The organism is Hyphomicrobium sp. DMF-1, assembly GCF_027886585.1.
Classification (GTDB): Bacteria; Pseudomonadota; Alphaproteobacteria; order Rhizobiales; family Hyphomicrobiaceae; genus Hyphomicrobium_C; species Hyphomicrobium_C zavarzinii.
Genome location: NZ_CP115706.1, coordinates 2,083,618 through 2,110,612 on the forward strand (window position 1 = coordinate 2,083,618; position 26,995 = coordinate 2,110,612).

17 protein-coding genes are annotated in these 26,995 nt (G+C 62.9%); 10 read left to right on the top strand and 7 right to left on the bottom strand.

Annotation, left to right across the window (positions count from 1 at the left end; genetic code table 11):
- Positions 1-55: 55 nt before the first annotated feature.
- Entirely contained in the window at positions 56-400 is a 345-nt protein-coding gene (locus tag PE058_RS09445) for a hypothetical protein (RefSeq protein ID WP_271030421.1), read from the top strand.
- A gap of 42 nt (positions 401-442) precedes the next feature.
- Positions 443-4,486 carry an autotransporter domain-containing protein gene (locus tag PE058_RS09450; RefSeq protein ID WP_271030422.1) on the top strand — a complete coding sequence of 1,348 codons (4,044 nt, stop codon included), beginning with the start codon at positions 443-445 and terminating at the stop codon, positions 4,484-4,486.
- A gap of 95 nt (positions 4,487-4,581) precedes the next feature.
- Here the strand turns inward: PE058_RS09450 and PE058_RS09455 are convergent, their stop codons facing one another.
- Positions 4,582-5,055, bottom strand: a complete 474-nt coding sequence (locus PE058_RS09455; RefSeq protein WP_271030423.1) for a nucleoside deaminase — start codon at positions 5,053-5,055, stop codon at positions 4,582-4,584.
- Between the two features lie 259 nt (positions 5,056-5,314).
- On the opposite strand from PE058_RS09455, the gene PE058_RS09460 reads away from it, so the two are divergent.
- The 5 genes from PE058_RS09460 to PE058_RS09480 all read left to right on the top strand — a co-directional run bounded on the left by PE058_RS09460 (position 5,315) and on the right by PE058_RS09480 (position 12,919).
- Entirely contained in the window at positions 5,315-7,507 is a 2,193-nt protein-coding gene (locus PE058_RS09460; protein ID WP_271030424.1) for an oxidoreductase, read from the top strand.
- 109 nt (positions 7,508-7,616) lie between these two features.
- The gene (locus PE058_RS09465; protein WP_271030425.1) at positions 7,617-9,740 is read left to right on the top strand and encodes a heterodisulfide reductase-related iron-sulfur binding cluster; all 2,124 of its coding nucleotides are present in this window, start codon (positions 7,617-7,619) and stop codon (positions 9,738-9,740) included.
- Positions 9,691-11,163, top strand: coding sequence for a hypothetical protein (locus PE058_RS09470; protein ID WP_271030426.1), 1,473 nt, complete (start codon positions 9,691-9,693; stop codon positions 11,161-11,163). The genes PE058_RS09465 and PE058_RS09470 overlap by 50 nt, the downstream gene beginning before the upstream one ends.
- Positions 11,160-11,954, top strand: a complete 795-nt coding sequence (locus tag PE058_RS09475) for an electron transfer flavoprotein subunit beta/FixA family protein (protein WP_026868208.1) — start codon at positions 11,160-11,162, stop codon at positions 11,952-11,954. Before PE058_RS09470 ends, PE058_RS09475 begins: the two co-directional genes overlap by 4 nt.
- A gap of 2 nt (positions 11,955-11,956) precedes the next feature.
- The gene (locus tag PE058_RS09480) at positions 11,957-12,919 is read left to right on the top strand and encodes an electron transfer flavoprotein subunit alpha/FixB family protein (protein WP_271030427.1); all 963 of its coding nucleotides are present in this window, start codon (positions 11,957-11,959) and stop codon (positions 12,917-12,919) included.
- Positions 12,920-13,028: 109 nt separating this feature from the next.
- Here PE058_RS09480 and PE058_RS09485 read toward each other — a convergent pair whose 3' ends face one another.
- Positions 13,029-14,735: an APC family permease gene (locus tag PE058_RS09485; RefSeq protein ID WP_271030428.1), complete on the bottom strand. Its 1,707-nt coding sequence runs from the start codon at positions 14,733-14,735 to the stop codon at positions 13,029-13,031.
- Positions 14,736-15,360: 625 nt separating this feature from the next.
- On the opposite strand from PE058_RS09485, the gene PE058_RS09490 reads away from it, so the two are divergent.
- Both PE058_RS09490 and PE058_RS09495 read left to right on the top strand, forming a co-directional pair.
- A complete protein-coding gene (locus PE058_RS09490; protein ID WP_020087111.1) occupies positions 15,361-17,571 on the top strand; it encodes an oxidoreductase in 2,211 nt (736 codons plus the stop codon).
- Between the two features lie 157 nt (positions 17,572-17,728).
- Positions 17,729-18,091, top strand: coding sequence for a cupin domain-containing protein (locus tag PE058_RS09495; protein ID WP_271030429.1), 363 nt, complete (start codon positions 17,729-17,731; stop codon positions 18,089-18,091).
- 128 nt (positions 18,092-18,219) lie between these two features.
- Here PE058_RS09495 and narL read toward each other — a convergent pair whose 3' ends face one another.
- Both narL and PE058_RS09505 read right to left on the bottom strand, forming a co-directional pair.
- Entirely contained in the window at positions 18,220-19,008 is a 789-nt protein-coding gene (narL, locus tag PE058_RS09500) for a two-component system response regulator NarL (protein WP_020087113.1), read from the bottom strand.
- Between the two features lie 28 nt (positions 19,009-19,036).
- Complete coding sequence (locus tag PE058_RS09505; RefSeq protein WP_271030430.1) at positions 19,037-20,926, bottom strand: histidine kinase; 1,890 nt, start codon at positions 20,924-20,926, stop codon at positions 19,037-19,039.
- On the opposite strand from PE058_RS09505, the gene PE058_RS09510 reads away from it, so the two are divergent.
- A complete protein-coding gene (locus tag PE058_RS09510) occupies positions 20,925-22,334 on the top strand; it encodes a PAS domain-containing protein (RefSeq protein WP_020087115.1) in 1,410 nt (469 codons plus the stop codon). The genes PE058_RS09505 and PE058_RS09510 overlap by 2 nt on opposite strands.
- 12 nt (positions 22,335-22,346) lie before the next feature.
- Here PE058_RS09510 and PE058_RS09515 read toward each other — a convergent pair whose 3' ends face one another.
- The 3 genes from PE058_RS09515 to PE058_RS09525 are packed head-to-tail and all read right to left on the bottom strand — an operon-like array spanning position 22,347 to position 26,986.
- Positions 22,347-23,870, bottom strand: a complete 1,524-nt coding sequence (locus PE058_RS09515; protein ID WP_271030431.1) for a PepSY-associated TM helix domain-containing protein — start codon at positions 23,868-23,870, stop codon at positions 22,347-22,349.
- Positions 23,867-24,451 carry a hypothetical protein gene (locus PE058_RS09520; protein WP_020087117.1) on the bottom strand — a complete coding sequence of 195 codons (585 nt, stop codon included), beginning with the start codon at positions 24,449-24,451 and terminating at the stop codon, positions 23,867-23,869. The genes PE058_RS09515 and PE058_RS09520 overlap by 4 nt, the downstream gene beginning before the upstream one ends.
- Positions 24,452-24,478: 27 nt before the next feature.
- Positions 24,479-26,986 carry a TonB-dependent siderophore receptor gene (locus tag PE058_RS09525; protein WP_271030432.1) on the bottom strand — a complete coding sequence of 836 codons (2,508 nt, stop codon included), beginning with the start codon at positions 26,984-26,986 and terminating at the stop codon, positions 24,479-24,481.
- Positions 26,987-26,995: the final 9 nt, after the last annotated feature.

A 26,995-nucleotide genomic window follows, 5' to 3' on the forward strand; every position in this document is an offset into this window, starting at 1 on the left:
AGCATTTGGCTATCAGCGGTGTGCGACGGCCCGGCTACCGTTCGGCGACAGCCACATGACAACGCGACGTGTGATGCGCGGGCATCACGGCCAAGTGCGGCGAGGTTCTTTGATTAACGCCTTGAAGCGCGTGCGCTATGCGCATGCATTGGTGCGCGATCGTCTGGCGCAATTTTCTTGCGGGATCCACGCGGGCTGCTGCGCCCTGTTGTGGATAGGTGGGCTGCTTCGCGTGCGTCTCAAGCTCAGATCGGTGATCGCAATCGCGGGGCGCGTTGCGATCACGATCTCATCGCGCCAGCTTCTTCGCGCTCGCCTTAATGTCCGCGCTCTGAGCTTTGCTCGAATGGTGAGCTTTTACGTTATCCTGTTTCAGTTCGGTGATTCTTTTGCCGTTTAGGGATGAAACCTGTGCAGACGCGTTCCAGGAAAAAGAGAGATCATGCCGTCGACTTCTCACGCCTCCGAGGCGGCCGAGAGCAAGGTTTTGCGTAAGGCTTCGCGCCGTCCGATCTATTACTTCGATGTCGTTCACGACTATCCGGCAATCGGCGGCGTCGTCGAATTCTCCGAGCTTCTCTTCCGTCAGTTGAAGAAGCGCTACGGCAAGCGGCTCATTTCCGCACGGGAGGCAGCGCAGCGCTTCGGCGCCCCCGATGCGACGATGCCCTATCTCGATCGCGAGCGGCGTGTTGCCGAAATTCTGGCGCGGGTCGATCCTCATTCCACGTTCTTCTTCCCGAATTTCCATTCGCCGATTGCGCGGCGCGCCGATGGGCATGGTCCCACGATCATCAACGTCATTCACGACGTCCAGTTTGCATTCCTTCCCGAGCTCTACAGTGAAGCGAGGCTGCGCTGGCTCGAGCGCGCCTTTGCCCGGACGCGGGAGAATGCCGATCACGTCGTCTTCATCAGCCATGCTGCCGAGCAGCAGTACACGCAGCGTTTCGGGGTCCCGCGCCGTCATACTGTGATCTACAATCCGATCGAGATCGATCGCGCCGCCTCGACCACTCTGGATGACGGCGCGCCGTTCCTGCTGGCGTCGATCCATAATCATCCGCATAAGAATTTCTCGGGCCTGCTGGCGCTGTTCGCCAAGCTCGCGGAAAGATCGCCCGAGTTGAACCTGGTGGTCACCGGCCACGGCGGGGAGGCCTTCGCCTCGCACCTCGCTCATCTTCCGGCGAGCGTGGCGGCACGCGTCCGCCATCTCGGCTATGTGCCTCGTAAGGAGCTGGACGGGCTCTACCGGCGCGCGCGTGCTTTCGTCACGCTGTCGCGCTTCGAAGGCTTCAACATGTCGGCGGCGGAGGCCGCGAGCCACGGCACGCCGTTGATCCTCTCCGACCTACCCGTGCATCGTGAGCTGTTCTCGGAGCAAGCCTGCTTCGTCGATCCGATGACGCCTTCGGTGGACGCGGTCGAAGATTATCTCGCTGCGGATGCTGGACGTTCGGTCGCCTGGCCGCTGCACAAGGTGTGCGCGCCATCTGCGGTTGGGTCTGCCTACGCAGACGTGATCGACAGGTGCGCGCGCGCCTGTGAGACGTCGCCTGAGCAGGATACGGGGCGGGGCGTCCTCGGCGGAATGGTACGGGACGCTGTATCTCGCGCATCGGGTGCCGCGATGGCGCGCGCCCTTCTTTGCACCACAATGCTGGTCGGCGCTGCGAGTGCAGCGCTCGCAGCTCCGCCCGCGCCGGTTTCCGGCCTTTCGGATGGCGGCAAGGGCGGTGGCTATGCCGGCTTCGGCGGCCATCAAGAGGGCGTCGACGGCGGTACGGGCTATATGGGCGACGCCGGCGAGGATGGGAGCGCGGGATCTCCCTACTTCGGCGGCGGCGGCGGTGGTGCTGGCGGTGGCGTCGGCGGACTTGGCGACATCTTTACCTGCGCGCCGATGTTGTGCTCGGTTCCTGGCTTGGGCGGTGCCGGCGGCACGGCGGTCAGCCCGGACGGCGAGGACGGCGTCAGTCCCAACTATGCAGGTGGCGGCGGCGGCGGCGGTGGCGGCTTCCATGGGAACGGCTTCACCGGCGTCCTGGGCACGGTCGATCTCGTCGGCGGCCGCGGCGGCAATGGCGGCGATAGTCTCAATGCGTCCGCTCCAGGCAGTGGCGGCGGCGGTGGCGCGGGTGGATACGGCGCCGTGCTGACGGGGACGCCGACACTCGACAGCGCGATAAACCTCACAGGCGGCCGGGGAGGCGACGGCGGAAGCTCGGCGTTCTTCTCATTCTCCGGCGGCAGCGGCGGCGATGGCGGCGTGGGATTGTTCTTCGCCGATCCGGGTGCGGTGTTCACCGGCTCGGGCTCCATTACGGGCGGCGAAGGCGGGACCGGTGGCGTTGCCAATGGCTCGAGCCCGAGCGTGCATGGCGGGCGCGGCGGCGACGGCGGCGCGGGTGTCGCGGGCAGTGGCGTGACCGTTCGCGTCGAGGGGCAGGTGACGGGTGGCACCGGCGGCTTGGGGGGCGCCAGCGTCAACGGCATTGAGGGCGAAAACGGCAATGGCGGCGCCGGCATCTCGGGCTCCGATCTCACGATCATCAATGCCGGGACGATCTCGGGCGGTCTTTCGGGCAGCGGCGTTCGTGCGAACGCCATCACGTTCACCGGGGGCGCGAACGCGCTCACTTTCGAGGCCGCAACTACGGGACTGGTGGGTGACATCGCGATCAACGGCGCGGGAAGCCTGACGTTCGATCAGGCGGACGGCGTGGACGTGACCGTCGACACGGTGATCATGGGCGACGGCTCGGTGATCAAGGACGGCGACGGCACGGTGATCCTGACCGGCACCAACACCTATACGGGCGGCACCTCGATCACGGGGGGCGTGCTCTCGGTCAACGGATCGATTGTGGGCGATACGAGTGTCGGCAACGGCGGCACGCTCAAGGGCACGGGCTTGCTCGAGAGCGTGACGGTGGGCTCCGGCGGCGTTCACGCGCCAGGAAACTCTATCGGAACACAGACGGTGACGGGCGCCTACACGTTGCAGGCAGGCTCGATCCTCGAGATCGAGGCCAACGCAGCGGGGCAGAGCGATCAGGTCGTCGTCAACGGGACTGTCGATCTCACGGGGTCGATCCTGCGCGTGCTGGCGGAAGCCGGAACCTATGCGCCCTCCACCGGCTATGTGATCATCGCCAACGATGGCGTGGATGCCGTCACGGGAACCTTTTCGACGACGACGACCAACCTCGCCTTCCTGACCGCAAGCGTGAATTACGCGGCAGGCGACGGCAATGACGTGGAGCTGACGCTCCTGCGCAACGACACCGGCATCGACGAGGTGGCGCTGACGCCCAATCAGAGCGCGGTCGCGGCTTTCCTGAACGGTCTGAGCCCGGGACACCCGCTTTACGATGCGATCGTGGCGCTCTCCGAGAACGAGGCGCGCGTGGCGTTCGATGCGTTTTCGGGTGAGGTGCACGCCAGCGTTCTCGGTGTGCTGTTGCAGGATAGCAAGCAGCTTCGCGACGTGCTTTTCTCGCGTCTCTGGCAGGCCGTGCGGGGAAGTGGGGCGGGATCCGGCGCGGGCTCTGGGCAGCCGACGACGGTTGCCGCGCGTGACGATGCGCTGCCCGGGCGCATGGCGCTCGGCGCGGGCCGCCGTGGCGAAGAAGCTCCCGCTCTCGCGCGCTCGAGCACTCTCGCGTTCTGGGCGCAGGCTTACGGCTCGTGGGGTGAGTTCGACGGCGACCGCAACGCGGCTGGCGTGGATCGCTCGGTCGGCGGTTTCGTCTCGGGAATGGATGCGGCGTTGGGCGGCGGCTGGCGCGCCGGTTTCGCGACGGGCTATGGGCAGTCGAACGTGGATGTCGCCGCGCGGCTCAGCTCGGCGGATATCGAGAGCTATCATCTCGCGGCCTACGCGGGCGGCAAGCTCGGCGGCTTCGCGCTCCGCACGGGAGCGTCGTGGACTTGGCACGACGTCGAAACGGAACGTGCCATCGTCTTCCCGGGCTTCGCCAACCGGGTCGAGGCGTCCTACGACGCCGATACCGGGCAGATATTCGCGGAGGTGGCTCTGCCGCTTCAAGTCCGCTCCGTTGCGTTCGAGCCCTTCGCTGGCCTCGCGTGGGTGCATGTCGACAGCGATGGGTTTGCCGAGACGGGCGGGCTCGGGGCGCTCACGGCGGCTTCCAGCAACGAGGACACCGGGTATTCGACCCTGGGTGTGCGGGCGGAGACGCAGATCCGCACCAACGGGCTGCTTTTGCTGCCGCGGATCTCGGTTGCTTGGCAGCACGCCTTCGATGACGTGACGCCTGTGACGGCGCTGGCGTTCGCCTCCGGAGGGCCGGGCTTCACTATCGCGGGGACGCCCATCGCGCAGGATAGCGCGCTGCTCGACGCCGGGCTTGGTATCGTGCTCGGACCCGACGCGACGCTCGGTGTCTCCTACCATGGAGAGTTCGCCGACGAGACGCAGGATCACGGTGTAAGCGTCCGGCTGGACTGGCGCTTCTAGGCCGCATCCGGCCCGAAGCAGCTTGGCTTTCGCAGCCGGGCTGCTTCGGCTTTCTGCCGCCTCTTTCCCGCGCCGGGTGAGCCTGCTGGCCTGCGTCAGGCGCGCTCATCCTGCCTCCGCTTCCACGCGCCATAGAGATCCGGACACGAGTCCAGGCGAACCGGGACGTAAGAGATCTTCATCGATTGCTCTGAGAAGGGCTTGGCCATCTCGGCGTAGATCGCCGTCGTCGAGAGGCCGTGAGGCGCGCCGTCTTCGTTGGAGTAGGCGTAGGCCACTGCGCCGATGCCGGCCATGCGCATCGCCGCCATGCACATCGGGCAGGGATGGCCGCTGGCATAGACAACGCATCCGGCGAGGTTTGGGGAGCCGAGCTTCTGGCTGGCGGAGCGGATGGCGTTGAGCTCCGCGTGTGAGGTCGGGTCGTTGGTGCTCAGGATCTCGTTTACGCCGGTCGCGATGATGTTGCCGTCCTTGACGACGACCGCGCCAAAGGGGCGGCCGCCGTTCGCGCTGTTTTCGTGCGCGAGCTCGATCGCGCGGCGCAGAAAGTTTTCCTCTTCGCTCATGTGCAGAGTCCTTTTTTCGAGGGCGCGCAGCCGAGAAGTTTTCGCATGCACGTGCGCCTTTCGAAAGCTATTTCGCAGGTGCAAAAATTATTGGGAGATCCCTCGGTGGTGATGTGAAAACCCTTATTTTATCGGCAGTTTTTCGACTTTTGAGACGCCAGCTACTCCTTTGGAGGTAGCCCGTAGGGAGAATTGTGAGAGCCACGCCAAATGTTGAGATTTCGGAAGCGCGAAATGCTGCTGACGGACGGAGAATAAGATGGCCCGCGATCCCAAACACGACATTCTATTTCAGCCGATTCAGATCGGTCCCAAGACGTTGCGTAACCGCTTCTACCAGGTGCCTCACTGTATCGGTGCGGGATCGGACAAGCCGGGCTTCCAGGCGGCACACCGCTCGCTCAAGGGCGAGGGCGGCTGGGCTGCGATGAATACGGAATACTGCTCCATCCATCCGGAGTCCGACGACACGATGCGTTTGTCGGCCCGCATCTGGGACGAGGGTGACGTGCGCAATCTGCGCGCCATGACGGACGAGATTCACAAGTACGGCGCGCTGGCCGGCATTGAGATGTGGTACGGCGGCGCGCATGCGCCGTGCCTGGAGAGCCGCTGCACGCCGCGCGGCCCGAGCCAGTACGCCTCAGAGTTCGAGACGCTGAGCTACTGCAAGGAGATGGATCTCGCGGAAATCGCGATGGTTCAGCAGTACTACGTGGATGCCGCGTATCGTGCGCGCGATGCAGGTTTCGATATCGTCTACGTGTACGGCGCGCACTCCTATCTGCCGCTGCAGTTCCTCAATCCTTACTACAACAAGCGCACCGACAAGTACGGCGGCTCTCTCGAGAACCGCGCACGCTTCTGGATCGAGACGCTCGAGAAGGTGCGCAAGGCCGTCGGCAGCGATTGCGCGATCGCCACCCGCTTCGCGGTCGACACCATCTACGGCCCCGACCAGATCGAGATCGAGGTCGACGGCATGAAGTTCGTCGAGATGGCCGATCCGCTGGTTGATCTCTGGGATGTCGACGTCGGCGACATCGCCGAATGGGGCGAGGACGCTGGACCGTCGCGCTTCTACCAGCAAGGCCATCAGGTTCCCTGGACGCGCTTCGTCAAGCAGGTCTCGAAGAAGCCGGTGCTGGGCGTCGGGCGCTACACCGATCCCGAGAAGATGACCGAGATCGTCACCAAGGGCTTTGCCGATATCATCGGCGCTGCGCGCCCGTCTATCGCCGATCCCTTCCTGCCGAAAAAGATCGAGGAAGGCCGTTACGACGACATCCGCGTGTGCATCGGCTGCAACGTCTGCATTTCGCGCTGGGAGATCGGCGGACCGCCCATGATCTGCACGCAGAATGCGACCGCGGGCGAAGAGTACCGCCGCGGCTGGCATCCGGAGAAGTTCCCCAAGGCGCAGACGAAGGATTCGGTGCTGGTGGTGGGCGCAGGCCCGTCGGGTGCAGAAGCCGCGCGCGTGCTGATGGAGCGTGGCTATACCGTCCACCTCTACGACAAGGCAGAGAAGATCGGCGGTCATCTCAACAGCGTGGTGACGCTGCCGGGGCTCGGTGAGTGGGGCTACCACCGCGACTATCGCGAGACCCAGATCGCAAAGCTGATCAAGAAGAACAAGGACTGCGTGCTGGCGCTGGGCCAGAAGCCCATGACGGCGGATGCGGTTCTGCAGTACGGCGCGGAGAAGGTGATCATCGCCACTGGCTCCTCGTGGAACACCGATGGCACCAACTGCCTCACGCATGCGCCCATTCCCGGCGTGGACGCGTCCCTGCCCGACCAGCTCACGCCGGAGCAGGTGCTCGAAGGCAAGAAGCCGATCGGCAAGCGCGTGGTGATCCTCACGGCGGATACGTACTTCATGGCGCCGAGTCTCGCGGAGAAGCTGGCGACGGCCGGTCACGAGGTCACCATCGTCTCCGGTACGCATCTCGCCAACTACATGCACTTCACGCTCGAATATCCCAACATGATGCGGCGTCTGCATGAGCTGGGGGTCAAGGAGATCGGGCATCACTTCTGCTCGCGTGTCGAGCGCGGCCGCCTCGAGGTCTACAACATCTGGGGCGACGGCTCGAAGCGCAGCTACCGGGGGCCGGGCGTTTCTCCGCGCGACGCCAACAAGTCTCATCGCTGGGTGGAGTTCGACTCGCTCGTCCTGGTCACGGGCCGCCATTCCGAGAACGCGCTCTACAACGAGCTGAAGTCCCGGGAAGCGGAGTGGGCACAGAACGGCGTCAAGGGCGTCTATGTGATTGGTGACGCCGAGATCCCGCGCCTGATCGCCGACGCGACGTTCAGCGGACACCGCATCGCACGCGAGATCGATGCCGCCACGCCGCAGTATCCGCTGCCGTACAAGCGTGAGGTCGCGGTTTGGGGTGCTGCGCACATGCCGGGCGGCGAGTTCAAGATCGAATACAAAGTCTAAGCACCGAGCAGAAGCTCAAGCAGCGCGAGATCGCCGCCATGCGCAGGCATGGCGGCGATCCGGGCTCGCGCGATTTTTCATTGCCTAACGTGACGAAGTGGGTGCTGCCGTGGATCCAAGAGACATAACCCGAATACTCTTCGAGGATTTTCGACCGCAGACCATCTATCTGTTCTACGCCGTTGGTTATGCGGCGATCGCCGTGTTCCTCTACGGAACCTACACGCAGATCCGCAAGTATCGCCGCGGAAAGCCCGATGCGGCGTGGGGCGAGCTTTGGGCGCGTTTCCTGGACATGGCGAAGACCATGTTCACCCATCGCACCCTGAAGCGGCGCGATCCCGCAGCCGGAAGAATGCATTCCGTCATTTTCTTCGGCTTCGTGCTGCTGTTCATCGGCACTTCTACCATCACGCTCGAATACGACATTCTCGCGCCGCTTCTCGGCGTTCGCTTCTGGTATGGCGATTTCTACCTGCTGTTCTCGCTGGTGATGGATGTTGCCGGCGTGGGGCTGATCGTCGGCCTCATCTACATGATGTACCGGCGCAAGTGGCTCAAGCTGCCGAAGCTCAACTACGCGCGCCCCGACCGGAAGCCCGGAGATCCCGACTACGACCGCACCTTCTATCGCCGCGAGGACTGGGCGTTTCTGTGGACGCTCATCCTGATCGGAGTAACCGGCTTCGTTCTGGAAGCGGTACGCCTGGTCTGGCTCGCCGATCGTCCTGCCGTGTGGGATTTCCGGTGGTGGTCTCCGGTCGGTGCCGTGCTCGCGCACATTATGCAGGTCGCGGGTCTCACAGCGGAGGGCGCGGGTGCGCTGCGCCCGGCACTCTGGTGGTTCCACGGCATCCTGGCGCTGACTTTCATCGCGTTCATTCCCTTCACCAAGGTCAAGCACATCTTCACGGCCGCCGCGTCGCTGATGTTCCGCAATCCCATGGCGGGGCGCGTGCTTCCGCGGATACCTGAAGAGCAGGAGAGCGCGGGCTTCAAGACGATCACCGACTTCACCTGGAAGCAGTTGCTGAATCTCGACGCGTGCACGAAGTGCGGCCGCTGTCATGAGGCTTGCCCGGCCAATGCAATCGGCGCCCCGCTTTCGCCGCGTGACGTGATCCTGTCCCTGCGCGAATTCGCCAACAAGACGCTAAATGCGTCGGAGCTGCCGTCAGAGGCGGAGCTCGATGTGCACGGCAAGGGTCCGGATCAGATCCTGCAGGAGACGCTGTGGTCGTGCCGGACGTGCCTCGCCTGCGTCGAGATCTGCCCGGTCGCGGTGGAGCATGTGCCGATCATCGTGCAGATGCGCCGCAAGCTGGTGGAGGAGGGCGAGATGGAGCCCATTCTCCAGAAGACGCTGCAGACCATCCACAAGAGCGGCAACTCTTTCGGTGAATCGAAGCGCAAACGCGCCGCCTGGACCAAGGCGCTGCCGTTCCAGATCAAGGACGCGCGCAAGGAGCCGGTGGATATCGTCTGGTTCGTCGGCGACTACGCCTCCTTCGATCCGCGAAACCAGAAAGTAACGCAGGCGTTCGCGCGACTGATGAACAAGGCCGGGGTTGATTTCGGACTGCTGTTCGAAGCGGAGATGAACGCGGGCAACGATGTCCGGCGTGTGGGCGAGGAAGGCCTCTACGAGGTTCTCGCGACATCGAACATCAACACGCTGAAGGCGTGCGAGTTCAAGTCCATCGTGACCACGGACCCCCATTCGTTCAACACCATTCGCAACGAGTATAGGCACTTCGACGGCGACTTCGAGATTCAGCACTACACCACGCTGGTGAAGAAGCTGATCGAGGACGGGCGGCTCAAGATCAAGAAGAAGGTCAATTACCGTGTGACCTTCCATGATCCCTGCCATCTCGGCCGCTACAACAAAGGTTACGACGCGCCGCGTGACATCCTGAATCTCCTGGGCTGCGAGCTGGTGGAGATGGCGCGCAATCGAGATAACTCGTTCTGCTGCGGCGCCGGCGGCGGCCGTATCTGGATCCCGGATACGCCTGGTCTCGAAAAGCCTTCGCAGAACCGTATGCGGGAAGCGGGCGCGATCGAGGGACTGCAGGTGTTCGTGGTCTCCTGTCCCAAGGATCTGACGATGTTCGAGGACGCGCTCAAGACCAGCGGGTTCGAGGGCAAGTTCGTTGTGCGCGAGCTGATTGAGCTGATCAATGAATGTGTTGAGGATGGCGATCCGGAAGCCTGCGCGCCTGCGGCGTGAAAAAGCGCCGGCGAGCGCCGGTGCCCTTGTGCGCGAAGCGCTATCGGGAGGCGATGTCTACGCGGCCGCTGCCGTTCACGCGATCGCAGAGGGCGAGGATCGCGAGCAGATCGAAGCGCTGATGTGCGGGGACCGCCGCACTGTTCTGACGCTGGCCCGCTGGGAGCATACCCCGGCTAACGTGCTGCAGGTTCTCTCGGGGCTCGAGGATGAGGCTGTTCATCTGCGGCTCGAGAAGAATCCCGCGACGGCGGCTCAGACGCTGAGCCGGCTGTTTCAGAACGAGCGGGATGCGACGCTCGTTGCGCTCATCGCGTGGCATCGCCATACGCCACCCGCCGTGCTCGAACGGATCGCCGAGCAGGAGCATGATCGCGCGGTGCTGCGTGCCGTGTGCAAGCATCCGGCGACGCCGCGGCGTGTTCTTGCCGTCGTGGAAAGGCGCTTTCCCGGTGCGTTCGACAGCGAGATGGCCACCCATCCCGCGACCTCGCCCCGGATGCTGGAAACTCTCTACCGGCGAGGGGATGCGTTCGTGCGGGCGGCCGTGGTCTCGCATTCGAGCTGCTCGCCCGAGGTGCTCGGTCTGGCCGAGGGAGACAGCGATCCCGTCGTGCTGCGTCATCTCGCCGGGAACGAGCGGGTCTCCGCCGATGCCTTGGAGCGGATGAGCCGGGATGCAGATGGCGCGATCCGGCGCGCGGTTGCGGGCAATCCGCTTCTGCCGCTGGGCTGTATCGATCATCTGGCTCGGGACAAGACAGACGCGGTCCGGCGTGCGCTTGCGATGCGCAAGGATCTTTCGGCGTCGGTTCTGGACATGCTGGCAGACGATGCGGACCATTGGGTCCGCCAGTGGGTGGCGCGGAGCCGCGTGCTGCCGCTCTCCCGCCTCGAGATGCTCGCGCGGGACGCAAATCCCGAGGTCCGGCGCGCGGCCGCGCGCAACCCCAATTGTTCGCAAGAGCTGCTCGAGGAGCTTGCGCACGACGCGAATGCATGGGTGCGTGCTGCCGTGGCGTATCAAGAGAATGTGAAGGCGTCTCTTCTCACGTTCCTTGCGGACGATGACGACATCGACGTTCAGAGCGGCGTCGCGGCCAATCCGCGGACGCCCCAGCGATTGTTGAGGCAGATGGCGGCGTCCGTGAATGCCGATGTGCGCCGCGGCGTCATTCTCAATCCGCGCGCTGCGCGCCGCACGCTGCTGCCGCTGCTCAGAGATCCGTACTACCTGCACCGGCTGCTCCTGGTGGACAGCAAAGTGCTGGAGGATGCGGACAAGTGGCACCTGCACGAGGACCCGGACCCGTCGGTTCGATTTTCCCTCTTCAGGTGGTTCGCAGGAAAGCTCATGCAGCCTGCTTCACGCCTCGCGTGCCGCAACCCACTAAAATTTGTCAAGGAGAGGAGAGCGCCATGAAAATAATGGTCGCGGTGAAACAGGTCGCCGCGCTGGATGAGGATTTCAAGATCCGCGACGACGGTCTCGACGTGGAGGAGGACTTCCTGCTGTACGACCTCAACGAGTGGGATGATTTCTCGCTCGAGGAGGCGATGAAGATCAAGGAATCGTCGGACAGCCCGGTCGAGGTGGTCGTGGTCTCGGTTGGTCCGGACCGCGTCGACGAAAGCCTGCGCAAATGTCTCGCCAAGGGGGCCGACCGCGCCATCCGGGTGTGGGACGATGCGATGGAGGGCTCTGATTCCATAACCGTTGGCCGCATTCTGGCCGCCGTCGCCAAGAAGGAAGACGCGGGCATGGTGTTTGCGGGTGTGCAGTCTTCAGACGACGCAAACGCTTCCACCGGCATCTCGACCGCCGCCCATCTGGACTGGCCGCACGCGGCCGTCGTAGCGGGGCTCACCTATTCGCCCGGCAGCGCGAAGGCGGTGCTGAGCCGCGAATTGGAGGGCGGCTTGCAGCAGAACGTCGAGATTGCGTGCCCGTCCGTGCTCACCATCCAGCTCGGTATCAACAAGCCACGCTATGCGTCGCTGCGGGGCATCAAGCAGGCGGCTGCCAAGCCGATCGAGAGCCTCGCGCTTTCGGATTTGGGACTGACGGCTGCCGATGTTGGCGCCGGCCGCGCCCTCTCGCGCGTGCGCCGGATGTACGTGCCGGCCAAGGGCCGGGCGGAGATGATCGAAGGCACGCCGGCCGCACAGGTCGCGAAGCTGGTGGAGATCATCAAGGAATTCAGGGGAGCGTGAGCATGAAGACGATTTTGGTTGTGGCAGAGCATCGGCGTGGCGAGTTGCGTCCGATATCGCTCGAGGTGATCTCGGCCGCGCAGGAGCTGCGCCAGGCTAACGACAAGGTGGTGGTCGCGCTCATCGGCAACAAGGCCGAGGCGCTTGCGCCAGCCGTTTCGGTGGCAGGCGTGGACGAGGTCGTTACGGTGAAGGTTGCGAGCGACGAGTTCGATCCCGACCTGTTCGAAGCCGCCGTCTCGCAGTTGATCGAAACGAGGACGCCGGCCGTCGTGCTTCTCGCGCATTCGGTCGATTCGCTCGGTTATGCGGCTACGCTGGCCAGAAAGGGTGACTTCGGCTTCTCGACGGACGTCTTCAAGGTCGAGTATGACGGGGCGGATCTGGTGGCCACGCGCGCGGGATACAATCAGAAGGTCAACGTCGAGGTCGATTTCCCCGGCAAGGCCTGCGTGGTGCTGACGCTCCGCGGTAGCGTGTTCAAGCCGGCGGAAGGCACGAGCTCTCCGGTTCTTGGCGCCATCGATCTCGCTGGCCAGGCCTCGCGCAGCAAGGCGCTCGAATACGTAGAGGCTGGCGGGGCGGAGGACGTCGATATCACGGGCGTCGAGTTCATTGTCTCCATCGGGCGCGGCATTGCGGAAGAAGACAACGTCGAGCGGTTCCGCGAGCTCGCCGATACGCTGGGCGCAACGCTCTGCTGCTCGCGTCCGATCGCGGACGCCGGCTGGCTGCCGAAGTCCAGGCAGGTGGGCCAGTCGGGCAAGGTTGTCAGCAGCTGCAAGCTCTACGTGGCCATGGGCATCTCGGGCTCCATCCAGCACATGGCCGGAATGAAGCACGTTCCGACCATCATTGCGGTCAACACCGATCCGGGCGCCTCGATCTTCACCATCGCCAAGTACGGCATCGTTGGCGACATCTTCGAGATCGAGGAAGAGCTGCGCAGCCAGCTGGCGGCCTGAGGCCGGTTCAGAAGTTCTCAAGCGGGGTAAAAAACGAAGAGCGGCGAGGATTTCCTCGCCGCTCTTTTTGTTGCTCTCGGTACTCGTGACTTCTGTGATCAGGCCGCGATCACGAGACCAGGCTGTGGGTGAAGTAGACCACGAAGGCACCTGCGGCCAGCGTGAGGTAGGGCAGGATGCCGGCGCGAGATGATACGCCCGCTTCGGAGCCCGCGAGATGCATGTCGTCCAGCATCGCCTGGGGGAACACGCCTTTGTCCTGGATGAAGTGACGATACAGGAACACCGGGATGATCAGCGACGCGAACAGCAGGCCGGTGATCAAGGTTCCCGAACCCCAGATGTTGGCACCCAGACCCATGAACGTGAGGTTGAGATAGCCAAGGATGGCGCCGAGCGCGAGCAGGATCGTCGGGGCCTTGTAGGGGCGGCTCCAATTCGGACGGTCCATGCGATGGATCCAGCCCGAGTTGAGGTTGAGGAAGTTGAACATGATGTAGCCGACGTTCGAGGCCGCAAGCACGAACACGTAGTCGGACATCAGGAGCAAGATCAGGTTGAAGCAGAGATCGGTCCACATGGCGCTGGTGGGTGCGCCGTGCTCGTTCACGTGAGACAGGTAGCGCGGCAGCCAACCGTCGACGGAGCCCTGATAGAGCGTGCGCGACGAGCCGGCCATCGACGTCATGATGGAGAGCATCAGAGCGAGAACGAGCATCACCACCAGAATGTTGGTGACGAACGCGCTGCCGCCGAGGATGCCCGCGAGCGCATTGGCAACGCCCATGCCGCTGTAGATTTCCGGCGCCAGCATGCCGTCGTACACGGCAGGCGTGGTGACGGTTCCGTTGGCGTCGGTCACGGCCGGCGTCACGAGCTGGCCGAGGCCCAGGTGTCCCTGGAAGGCCAGAGGCACGAGCGTGAAGACGGCGATGCACAGCAGACCCGAGTAAAAGATGGCCCGAACCGTGTCTCTCTTCGGATCCTTGAACTCGCGCGTATAGCAGACGGCGGTTTCGAAGCCGTAGGTCGACCAGGCGGCAATGAAGAGACCGCCCGCCATCAGGGCCCATCCATCGATGTTCCACTGGCCTTCCACGACGTTGCCGACGGAATCGTAGGCAAGCGGCGCGAGAGGGAAGAAGTTCGAGGCGACCATGTCGCCGGTGAGCAGCGGCACCACGCCGATCAGCATCAGAGGCAGGAGGCCCGTGAGGCCGAGGATCAGGGTCGTTCGTGCCGAGCGCAGAATTCCGCCATGCTGAATGGCGAAAACCGTGAGCAGCAAGGCGGCTCCGATGATGAAGGTCGCGTTGATGCGGAGCTGCAATCCGGATTTCAGCGCACTGAGATCAAGAAGCGTGATCTGCCACGTGTTGATCACAGCGTCCGGCGGGAAGAGCACGCTCAGGATGTAGCCAGCCGCTAGTCCCGATCCGATCGCGAGAACAGGCGACCAGGCGAACCAGTTGCACCACACGGAGACGGGGGCCACGAATTTGCTGTAGCGCACCCATGCCACGGCACCATAGACCGACGCGCCGCCGGATTTGTGAGGAAACAATCCTGCGATTTCGGCGTAAGTAAATGCCTGAATGAAGCCGAATGTGATGGAAAGGATCCACACAAGCCAGGCGGGCTTGCCGACTGTTGCCGAGATCGCGCCCATCGAGAAGAGCACCAGCGCCGGAACGCCGCTGGCCACCCAGAAGGCGCCTGTCCAACTGATCTTTCGATGCAGGGTGGCGTTCTGTATGACCACGTTCTCGGATAAGTCGGCACTGATTGCGTCTACGTTCGTAGACTCCTTGTTCATTCCTACCTCCCCTTTGATCGGGGCAAACCCTCGCTCCGCTGCCCGGCGTCGAATTTCCGAGGCGATTGGCGGGCCAGACTTTGCTTTTTGATTGTTGACTTAAATCACTGCGGGAAAACCCATTAGTCGCGGCGCTGCTCCGATACGCCGCATTTATTTCGCCCTGGGTTCGCGCTATTCCAATAACAAGCCGATGCGATGGCTCTGCACAGAGCGGTGCTTTGGCCGGGATGTGTTTCGTTTCGGTCTGCTTTTGGGAGCGTCGCATTTCCAGCCCCTGTCCGGGCATGAAAATGGAAAATCGCCCACGAAACGCTATCCGAATGCAATTCCGGAATGAATTGCGCCGAAGAGGTACTACCATGGTAGTAGCCTTGACTTTTATCAAGTAAGCGGCGATAGATGCTGTGGTGCACAGCTCGCGCTTGCGAAGCTTCGCTCCTTCTCTCCAATAAAAAAACTCCGAACCCTGCGGCTGGTCTTTCGCGTGCGCGAAATGTACCTCGAAGGTAGTAACCGCTTGTGGTGATGGACGCTTCCTTCGGCGGCGTTACGATTTGGGAATAGGATTTCAAATCCTCAAAAACAAGTCGTTTCACAACCGTCTTTTCGGAGGACGCAGCACATGGCGAGAAACCCGCGGTTCGATATTCTTTTCACCCCGTTGAAAATAGGGTCGAAAACAATCCGCAACCGTTTCTATCAGGTTCCCCACTGCAACGGTGCCGGTACCAATCATCCTGGCATGAACATGGCCCACCGCGGAATCAAGGCCGAGGGCGGCTGGGGCGCCGTCAACACCGAGCAATGCTCGATCCATCCGGAATGCGACGACACCCTGAGAATTACCGCCCGTATCTGGGACCAGGGAGACATGCGCAACCTGCGGGCGATGGTCGATCACGTCCATAGCCACGGTTCGCTCGCGGGATGCGAGCTGTTCTACGGCGGCCCTCATGCGCCGGGCCTCGAGACGCGCACCATCTCGCGCGGACCCAGCCAGTACAATTCCGACTTTGCGACCGTGCCGGGCTGCCCGGGCTTCACCTACAATCACGAGGCGGACAAGGATGAGCTGCTGCGGCTTCAGCAGCAGTACGTCGACGCGGCCCTGCGCGCGCGCGATACGGGCTTCGATCTCGTCAACGTGTACGGTGCACACGCCTACGGGCCGATGCAGTGGCTCAATCCGTATTACAACCGCCGCACGGACGAGTACGGCGGCAGCTTCCAGAACCGGGCCCGGTTCTGGATCGAGACCCTCGAGAAGATCCGCAAGGCCGTGAACGACGACGTGGCGCTGGTCACGCGCTGCGCCGTCGATACTCTCTACGGCAACAAGGGCGTCGAGATCGGCGAGGACGGTCTGAAATTCATCGAGCTGGCATCGCCCTATCTCGACCTCTGGGATGTCAACATCGGCGACATCACGGAGTGGGGCGAGGATGCGGGCCCTTCGCGCTTCTACCAGATCGGGCACGAGAACGATTGGATCCGCTACATCAAGCAGGCGACCAGCAAGCCGGTGGTCGGCGTGGGCCGCTACTATGATCCCGAAAAGATGCTGCAGGTGGTGACGGGCGGCATCGTGGACATCATCGGCGCGGCGCGTCCTTCGATCGCCGATCCGTGGCTTCCGAGGAAGATCGACGAGGGCCGGATCGACGACATCCGCACCTGCATCGGCTGCAACGTGTGCATCTCGCGGTGGGAGATGGGCGGCGTTCCGTTCATTTGCACACAGAACGCCACCGCAGGCGAGGAGTACCGGCGCGGCTGGCATCCTGAGAAGTTCGAACCTGCCAAGTCAGACAAGGACGTGCTGATCGTGGGCGCGGGTCCGGCCGGCTCGGAGTGCGCGCGTGTTCTCATGGAGCGCGGCTACACGGTCCACCTCGTCGACAGCCGCGAGAAGATCGGTGGCTACGTGAACGAGGTCGCGACGCTTCCCGGCCTCGCCGAGTGGAGCTTCCACCGCGACTATCGCGAAACGCAGCTCACCAAGCTCGTCAAGAAGAACAAGAAGTGCCAGTTGGTGCTGGGGCGGAAGCCGATCACGGCCGACGAGATCCTGACGTATGGCGCTTCGCGCGTGATCATCGCCACGGGCTCGAAGTGGAGCACCACGGGCGTGAACCACCGCACGCACGAGCCGATCCCCGGCGCGGATGCCAGCCTGCCCCACGTTCTCACCCCCGAGCAGGTGTTCGAGGGCAAGAAGCCGATCGGCAAGCGGGTCATGATCATCAACTACGACCCGTACTACATGGCACCGAGCCTCGCCGAGAAGTTCGCGCGTGCGGGTCACGAGGTGACCGTGGCCACCGTGTGCGGACTTGGCGCCTACATGGAGTACACGCTGGAAGGGGCGAATATGCAGCGCCTCATCCATGGGCTCGGCATCACCGTGCTGGGGGAAATGGCGTGCTCGCGGGTCGAGAAGGGCAGAGTCGAGCTCTTCAACATCTGGGGCGACGGCCACAAGCGCGAGTTCAAGGGATCGGGCCAGCTGCCTCGCACTGAGAACAGCAGCCATTCCTGGCACGAGTGCGACACCGTCATTCTTGTGACGGCCCGCCGGTCCGAGGACACCCTTTATCGCGAGCTGAAAGCGCGGAAGGGCGAGTGGGAGAAGAACGGCATCTCGGACGTGTTCGTCATCGGCGACGCGGAGGCACCCCGGATCATCGCGGATGCGACGTTCGACGGGCATCGTCTCGCACGTGAGATCGAGGACGAGGATCCGCAGCACCAGAAGCCCTTCAAGCGCGAGCAGAGGGCGTGGGGCACCGCGTACAATCCGAACGAGAATCCCGATCTGGAATGGAGGCTCTAAGCGTTGAAGCGTCTCTCAGAGGGTGCCAGGATCGCAGTGGGGAGGGCGCGCCGCTCTCCCCACGGCCACGGCCTCCTCAGGAATTCGCTACGTCGGCTGGAAAGGCATGAGCGGGTAACAACAGCAGTTATGCGCTCGCAATAACAGGATATAGGCAATGTCATCGATTTCATCTTTCGGCACCTACAAAGCTCCTAAGTCCGCTCCTATCACCGCCGATCTGGAAGGGTGGAAGCCTGTCGAAGGCTCTCCGACCATGAAGACCTGGATCGAGAACAAGACGGATGACGGGAAATTTCTGACCGGCTTCTGGGAGGCGACTCCGGGCAGCTATCACGTGACCTACAAGGCGGATGAGCTCATCCATCTGTTCGAGGGCAAGGTCACGCTGACCGAGGACGGCAGCGGCGAGCAGAAGACGTTCTCGGCTGGAGACAGCTTGCACATCGCGGCCGGGTTTACCGGAATCTGGAAGACCGAAGAGCGCATCCGCAAGATCTTCGCGATCAGAATTAAATGATCGTGGACGTGCGCCACCTTTCCCTCAGAGCGGCGCACAGTACGAAAAAAGCCATGCGGTAAGCATGGCTTTTTTTGTTTCTGGAGGGAGAGTAGCGCGCGCGGCGGCAATAGCCTTCGAATGGCGATCTAACGGCGCGCTATTCCGTCTCCTTTGGAGGGCACGGCGCTTTGCGGCGCCGACTGTTGCGAGGGCGCGTTCGGCTTGCCGGGGGCGCCGGGCGGGTTGTTGAAATTCCAGTCCTCCCGGTCCGGTCCGAACGGACAGCAGCCGGAAAGCTCGCAGCGCGGCTTGCTCTGGTGTTTCCAGACCGCCGCTTCCAGGCGGCTCGTCAGGTTCAATTTGCGCAGCAGGTTCTTGATGTGAACCTTCACTGTCGTGCTGCTGATCCCGAGATTGCGCGCGATCGTCTTGTTGTTCAGCCCGTCAGCCAGGCACTGGAGAATCTCATGCTCGCGGTCGGTGAGGCCGCTGTCGCTTGTGTTCTTCTTGGTAGCGGGCTCCAGAAGCGCGTTCTTCAGCACCTCCGTCAGCCGATCCTGCAATACGGTTGTGCCGGTTGAGGCCTTGAGCAGGTTCGTGCAGAGGTCCTCCGGCTCCATGTCCTTCAGCAGGTAACCATCGGCGCCGGCGCGAAGGGCTTCCAGCAGGTCTTCCTCGGCATCGGACACGGTGAGCACGATGTAGCGCGCGTCGAGATCGGTAGCCTTGAAGCGGCGGAGCGTTTCCAGCCCGTCCATGCCCTTCATGTTGAGATCGATAAGAACCATGTCGGGCTGGAGTTTTTGGGCGCAGTCCAGGCCTTCCTGGCCGGATGCGGCTTCTCCGACGATCTCAAAGTTTTCGTTGTCCGAAATGATCTGCCCCACTCCCTTGCGGAACAGGGCATGATCGTCGATGAGCATGACTTTGATCATTCGCAATTGCCTTCAATAGTCATTCTACCTACTGCGCCAAACTCGGCGTGAATGTCAGCCTCACCCGCGTGCCGCCCTGCCGTCTGGTCATCACCTCGATGTGTCCGCCGAGGCTGTAGGCGCGCTCCTTCATGATGGCCTGTCCGTGATGCCCCTGGCCATCGGTCGGCGGGCTATATCCCACTCCGTCGTCGTCTATTGTAACCAATACGGAACCATTCCCCTGCATGGAGAGCCCGATGAATGCGTTGTTGGCACCGGCGTGATGGACGATGTTGGACAAGGCCTCGCGCACGACATGCAGGATATGAAATTCTTCGTTGACGGTCAGCCGGCAATTCACAAGACGGTTGTCGAGCGTGATGGAAAGTGTCGAACGCTGCGAGAATTCGTCGATTGCCGATTGCACAGCATAGCCCAGCCCGCGCACGTCCATGTGCACGCGGAAGGTGGCTAGCAGCTCGCGCAGCTCGCGGTAAGCATTATCCAGTCCTCTTCGCAGCTCCTTGATCACAACGGGGCTGTTGTTGCCATTGCTCGTATTGGCGCTGCTCGATTGCAGCCGCGCGAGCTGGATTTTCATGAAGGAGAGGGATTGGGCGAGGGAGTCGTGCAGCTCGCGCGCAATGGCTGCCCGTTCCTCGAGAACGGCGATGCGCCGGCCTTCCTGGTCGTGGTTCTGGAATTTTGCGGTCATGGAGAGAAGCCCCGCCGTGATCTCCAGCACGCGGATTTCGGTTTCGTCGAGAAAACGGCCTTTTTCCATCTCCACCAGGAGCGCACCGCGCTCGCCGGACGGCTCTGCAAAGGCCACCGCCATGCACCGCACCTCCTCGTTTTCCGCGTATTTCTGCATGAAGGTCGAGACTTTCGCCACGCGAAGCTCGCTGACGATGGCGTCGCTCAGGGGGCAAGGCTCGTGGTGCGAGTAGACGGCTCGGCCGGTAGGTGCGCTGGCCTCGTCCTCGGTGTAGAGAATGGCCGCATTGTTGACGTCCAGAGAACGTTCCAGCGAATAGAGCATCTTGCGGAGCGTGGCATCGATCAGCGGCTGATCGTTAATCAGCTCGACGAACCTGGCGAGAAATTCCTGCGCGCCGATCATGCGCCGCAAATGCTCGCTGGTCTTGTTGGCCCACGTCGCCTCTGCAACGTAGCCTTCCATGCGCGCCGTCATGCCCGACACCCTCTGCTCGAGGCGCAGCAACTCATCTGCTTCGGGGCGGGCGGTATCGTAAACGAATTTTTCCGGGATGAATTCGATCAGCCGGTCGATGCGGTCAACGAGCACGCGCCGCGTTCCCAGTGCAATTCGTGCAACGCACAAAATGACGAACAGCAGGCCCATCAACTGCAGCGTCGCGATAACCGATTGCTTGGTTTCGACGTCGCGCTGCAACGCGACACCCAGCGATGCGTAGGACGCAAGGACTTCGTCCGCCAGCAGCAGGCGTGTCGCGATCGGCGCATCCTCCTCGCGCGCGCGGCGAAGGCGCTCCTCGGCCGCGGTGATGTTTCCGACCTCCGTGCTCAGGTTGGGGCGATCCCGCCTGATGAGCCAGACAACCTCTCGATCACGGGCGTCGAGCGGCTTTTCGCTCAAGTGGTTGAGAATGGTTTCGGCGTCGCGCGCGGAGCTCGCTCTCGCTAGCTCGAGCTGACCCTTCCAGTGCAGTTGCTGCTCGTGAATCTTGTTGGTGACGGAGTGGCTGACGGGAATATAATCGATCAGAAATAGCGATCCGGCCTGGATCAGGATCGATGTCAAAGCGATGCAGAGCAGCAGGGTCAGGATTCTCACATAGATCGTGTGTTGCCCGAGCTTTCGCAGCTCGGCGCACGCCCGCCGGAAGCGTGATGGCGAATCGCTCGAAAATTTATCCGCGAGACTGCGCAGAACCTCATGGGCCGTCGTCATGAGCCTCGAGGTTTTCTGCATGGCGGTGCTGAGCATCGTCTTCCTGATCGTTTTCGGTATGTGGTGGGATGGTAGCGCTCCGCTCAAGATCCATCTAGCTGCTCTTACCGTCACCATGGTGGTGGTGGTGACCGGCGTGTTGATGATCTCTCTTTATCCGTTCGTCGCTGCGCGGCGGCCCTCGCGGGTCAAGGAAAGCAATCTCGATACCATCGAGTGGGCGAGCGACGTCTCGCGCAAGCTGTCGACGCCAGCGGCCATTCTCGATGCCCAGTCGACGGTCGTCGTCGCCAACAAGAACTTTCTGGCCGAGCTCGGCATGCACGGCATGAGTGACCAGATCGTCGGGATGCCGATCTCCAACCTGGTTCATCCGAGCGATCACAACACGCTCGCGAAGTTCATCGCGGCGGCGGTGCGAAACGATCTCAGCAACGATACGGTCGCGCTCAGGATGCTTTGCGCCGATGGCACCATTCTCAGGGTGCACATGTCGCTTTCTCCGTTGCACGAGGAGGGGAACTCCGGGCTCAACCTGCTGCAGTTCTCCGTGCTGTCGTCTCAGCGCACGGCTGCCAGCGATCCCATCGGGGAGTACGACTATCATCTGCTGATCGACCGCATCGAGCAGATCGTCTTCCAGATCAATGCCGATCGGGACCTGATTTTTCTGAACCCCTCCTGGGCGGCCTTGCTGGATCACACTGTTCAAGAGAGCCTGAACAAGCCGTTCGTCTCCTTCGTGCATCCCGAGGACAGGCTGCTCGTCGAGGCTCACGTCAAGGCGCTCACCCGCGGAAAGCGCAACAGTTGCCATATCGAAACCCGCATGATCGCAAAGAACGGCACCTCATACTGGGTGCAGTTGCGCGCGAAATCCATGTCTTCGCTCAAGGGGGAGAAGACAAGCGTCATCGGAACGCTTACTGACGTAAGTCAGATGAAGCGCACGGAAGCGAGCCTGCGCGCGAACCGGCGCTCGCTCAGCATGTTGCTGAGCAACATTCCGGGGATGGTCTACCGCTGCAAGAACGACCGCAACTGGAGCTTCGAGTTCGCGAGCGACGGGTGTCTGGATGTCACCGGCTACGAGCCCTACGAAATCGTGGGGGACCCGAACTTTTCCTACGTCGAGATCATCCATCCGGAGGACCGCGCCGTGGTGTGGGAGCATGTCCGTCAGCAGGTGGCCATGCGGCGGAAATTCCAGATGATCTACCGGATCATCAACCGGACGGGGAACGTCAAATGGGTTTGGGAGCAGGGGAAGGGCGTGTTCTCGAGCACGGGAGAGCTGTTGGCCCTGGAAGGGTTCATCACCGATATCGCCAGCGCTGACGAGAGCGATAGCGCGATCCTCAAGGGCTTTCAAAAGCTCTTCGCGGGGCAGACACTCGTCAGTCCGTGATGCCGCTCTGAGCTATGCCCGGGAGAGGTGGGGAGCGCTTCGCCGAACTGCGGATGCAAGGACGCAGAGACCCGCGATCGCGAGCGCCGCGCTAACCCAATAATGGACGGGATCCGTTGCGCGGCCATACCACGTGAGGGCGTGTAAGCCGACTGCCGCAAGAATGGTCAGGCCGGCGAGGACGCGCAAAAGGTGCGTCAGGCGCACCGCGTCGGGCGCGAGGGGCGCTGAGGAAATCGCCAGTGCCGTTACGGCGGCGTAGATGGGAACTGCGTAAGCCTCTCCGATAACGAAGATCGTGAGCGCTGCGGCGGCGATGGCGAGCGGCTGCCCCCAGGTGACAGCGCTCCAGATCTTCTCCCAAAGCGGCAAGGGGCGGCCCTGCTCACGGCGGCGCGCGAGCCAGATGGCGATGCCGCTATGAGTGACGACGGTGAGTGCGAAGCCGAGAAGTCCGTACGCGATTTTGACGACGAGGCCGCCGAACCATCCGAAGTGCAGCGGCTGAAGTGCGCCCAGGATCTGCTGGCCGACGGTGCCGGTCTCGAGCCCGCCGTCGCCGAGCGGCTTTCCCGTGCCATCGAAGTAGTAGCTGTTGGCCATGGCGAGATGACCGGGGGTGCGCATGCCGAGATGGACGACCTGCCCTGCCTTGGCGATGTGCTGCATGTTGACACTTACAAACATGGCGTCCGGCTGCCCGGCTTGAACGTGGCGCATCATGGCTGCGACGTCAGGAACGGGAGCGGCGGTCTCGTTCTCGGTCGCGCGGGGACCGAGGATCGTTGCGAAGGCTTTCTCGGTGTCTCCGTCATAGGCGGCAAGCGCCAGCACGCCGACGATCAACGTGGAGAGGCCAAGCAGTGCTCCGGTGGTGGAGACGACGACGTGGAACGGAAGCCCCCAGACACCGAGGCGGTTGTGCAAGTCTGCCTGCTCGAGACGGCGGGAGCCGCCCCACCTCAGCGCGAACGCATCTTTGAATAGGCGCGGATGGGAAAGAAGCCCGGAGATCAGGGAGGAGAGCAGCGTTACGCCGGTGAGGCCGACCAGGAACAGGCCCCAGGTGCGCGGCAGGTGAAGATGGATATGGAGCGCTCCGACGAACTCCGACCAAGGCGCGTGATGAGCAACGGCGAGATTTCCGGCCGCGTCGCCGATCCAGTTGCCTTCGGTGCCGGTCGCGTCGTCGTGAAAGTTGACCAGCACCCGGCTCTGCACCGGGCCGGGACCCATGACGAAGAGGTCGTGGGCGGCTCCGGCTGCGAGCGCTTTCTCGTAGCCCGCTCGGACGAGTGCCGAGACGGCCTCGGATGAGAGCGGCGAGTTCACCACGGGCGCGTCGGGCTGCTCCCAGCGATGCAACTCGTGCAAGAAAACGGCGAGCGTGCCCGTGAGGCAGACAATGTAGATGAGGGCCGCGAAGGCGATGCCGAGGGCAGAGTGTCCGGCCAGCATGGCGCGCACGAACTGCGGCGGAAGGAGCGGTCGCTTCTTGGGCTTTTCCGGAATGCTGGTCGCCTGCGGCGCGGTCATGAGAAAGCCTTTGGTAGGAACGCCACGCCGTATCCGAGGGCGGAGATCGCGACAAGGATGATGGTTGCGCGTGTAAGGCGGGGGTCGCACAAGGTCCACGCCATGCCTGCGCCCCAGAGCGCGGGGACGAGCAGGCCGCCGAGGACGGCGCGGTCCTGCGGCGGGAGCGGCAGATGGATCGCGGCGACAACTCCGACGCCGATGGATGCGATGCCCGCGAGGACGATGGCGAGAAGCGCCTTGCCTATCCCGCGCCGCCAGTTGGTCGGCCGCTCCTCGGGATCGACGGTTCCTTCGCGGGTGCGGGCCTTGTTCGTCCGCCTCTCGAAGGTAGCGGCGATGACGGCGTAGGATGCGAGCGAGAGTATGCCCAACGCGTATGTGGTGCCGAGCTCCGCGCCCCAGGCTTCCGCGAAAGCCAGCAGAGAGCCTGCAATCGCGATCCAGCCGCCGATGAGGAACGCCCTGCCGGCCTTGCCTCGCTCCAGCCAGCGCTTTCGCAACATGACGACGCCGGCGGCCAGAAGCAGGCCACCGGCGATCGATAGGAGAATTGAGAATTCAATCGAGCCGACCGTCAATGCCGGGCTTTCCTCTCTGTGTCGGGATCAGAATTTGTAGGTGAAGCCCGTGATGATGGTGCGCGCTTGACCGATGAAGCAGTCTCCGCGGTAGGCGGCGCAGGAGGTCACGGTGTACTCGTCCTCCAAGTTCTGCGCCGTTAGCTGCCATCGCCAGTCCGGCGTTTCGTAGGCGACCATGGCGTCGAACAACGTGAACGAGGGCGTCTCGATGAGAATTTCCTGCTGAGTGACGATATCGCGGCCGTGGCTTTCGCTTCCGCCCACGTAACGCACGCCGCCTCCGAACGATAAGCCCCTCAGAGGGCCATCCAGCACGCTGTAGATCGCCCACAACGAAGCAAGATGCTGGGGAATGCCGTCGACCCGCTTACCCTCCATGAACTCCGGAATGCCGGAGGCAAACGGATAAAGCTCAGGATACTTGTCGAAGGTGGCGTCGGTGTAGGAATACGAACCGATGACCTTGAGCTCCTTCGTGACTTTGCCGACGGCCTCGATCTCGAAGCCGCGCACCTTGACGTCGGCGCCCTGCACGGCAGCGAAAAGAACGTCAGGCTGCACGATCTGGTTTTTCTCGGTCAGCTCATATGCGGCGGCATTGATCGCGAATGGCGCGCCGTTCGGCTGATACTTGAAGCCGATTTCGACCTGCTCGCCTTCGATCGCGCGCGCGGGCTTCCACGTTGCGAACGGCGCCAGAATATTGGTGCCAACGGGTTGTCCAGGCAGCGGGGAGAATGAGGTCGAGTAGCTCACGTAGGGCGTCAGGCCGAAATCGAAATTGTACATGAGGGCCGCGCGGCCTGTGGTTGCCTTGTCGTTCTCGTCCGCCGCGCCATCCTCCTCGATCTTGAGCCAGTCCTGTCGCAGGCCGAGCACTGCGCTCCAGGGGCCCATCTTGAGCTGATCCTGGATGTAGAGTCCGGTCTGGGTCTGCGTTTCAGTCGGGCGGTTCGTGAACGGAAGCGCGTCGGGCGAGACGAGGCCGTCACTGAACGAGATGAGATAGGTCGATTTCCCGTATTGGGGATTGTACAGGTTGAACCTCGGCTGCAGTCCGAACCAAGGCGGCGGCAAAATGGGGTTGGTCGAGGCTTCGGTCAGCAGGTTGTCGACGAGCGTGCCGGCATTGGATTGGTCCGTCTCGTAACGCATGTAGTCGAAGCCGCCGGTCACCTTATGACCCACCCATCCCGTGGCGAAGGTCGCGGTGAGATTGGTGTCGGAGTTGAAGACGTCGGTGTCCTGGTATGTGGCCGTGCGGGCGCGGGCGACATCGGTGTGTGTGGCGTTCAGGAACGGCGCGTTGTCTCCTACAAGCGTGCCGGCCGGCACGCCGAACAAGCTCAATGCTCCGCTTATCACGCCCATGCGTGCCGGCGTCAGAATGGCCGCGTAGGTGGAGTCGTAGTCGTTCTCCGTGTGCGCGTAGCGGGACGCATGATGAAGCTTCAGGTCGTCGCTGAACTTGTGATCGACGAAGACCGATGCCGATTGTGCTTCGGTGTCGTAGTGATCGGTCGGCTCGCCCGTGAACGTACCGCGCCTTAGCCGCTGTCCAGTTACGGTGTTGGGATAGAGCGTTCCCTCGGCCGGCATGAACTGCTGGGTCGAGCCGCTTTGATCGTCGCGGAAGTTGCCGAGGACCGTGATGCTCGTGTCGTTGGTCGGGCGATAGGTGAGGGACGGAGCGAGTATGAGGCGGTCATTCTCGACGAAGTCCACCTGGGTATCCGCGTCGCGCGCGAGGCCCACGATGCGGTAGAGCCATTTACCGTCGTTGGTGAGCGGCCCGGTCATGTCGAGCTTCACTTGCTTGAAATCGAAGGAGCCGTACTCGACACCGATCTCGCGATAGGGGATCTCGCTCGGAAGCTTGGATGCGGCGTTGACGATGCCGCCGGTCGGTGCCTGTCCGTAGAGCATGGAGGCCGGGCCGCGGAGCACCTCGAAGCGTTCCATCGCGTATGGCTCGATTGGAACCGTCGTCTGGCTGTAGCCATAAGTCGTGCGCAGGCCGTCGACGAAATAGGAGCCCGCAATGCCGCGAATGATGGAGGAATCGCCGCGGCTGTCGAACCCGTACGGATCGGCGAAGACACCCGGAACGTAGCGCGTCGCTTCCTGCAGGGTCTGGGCACCCTGATCGCGAATTTGCTCTTTGCCGACGACGGAGATGGATTGCGGCGTTTCTCTCAAGGGCGTGTCGGTCTTGGTGCCGACGGACGAGTCCGTCGCGACGTAGTCCTTCACGGGAGACGCACCGTTCGTCACTCCGGCCGGACGGGCCTCGGGTGCGGCTGCTGCTTCAGCGGCCTGCGGTTGCGCGGCGGCCTTGGGCGCAGCCTTGGCCTGGACCTTCTTTGCGGGAGCTTTCTGTTTTGCCGTTTTGGCTGTGACCTCGATTGGCGGAAGCTCGGCGGGCTGAGCGGGCTTGGCCGCTTCCTGTGCGGAGGCTGCTGCCGGCAGCGTGGCGAGCGCCAAAGTGGCGAAGACGTGCCGATAGGCACGCGGTGTCGTGGATCGTGTCATGAGTCCCCA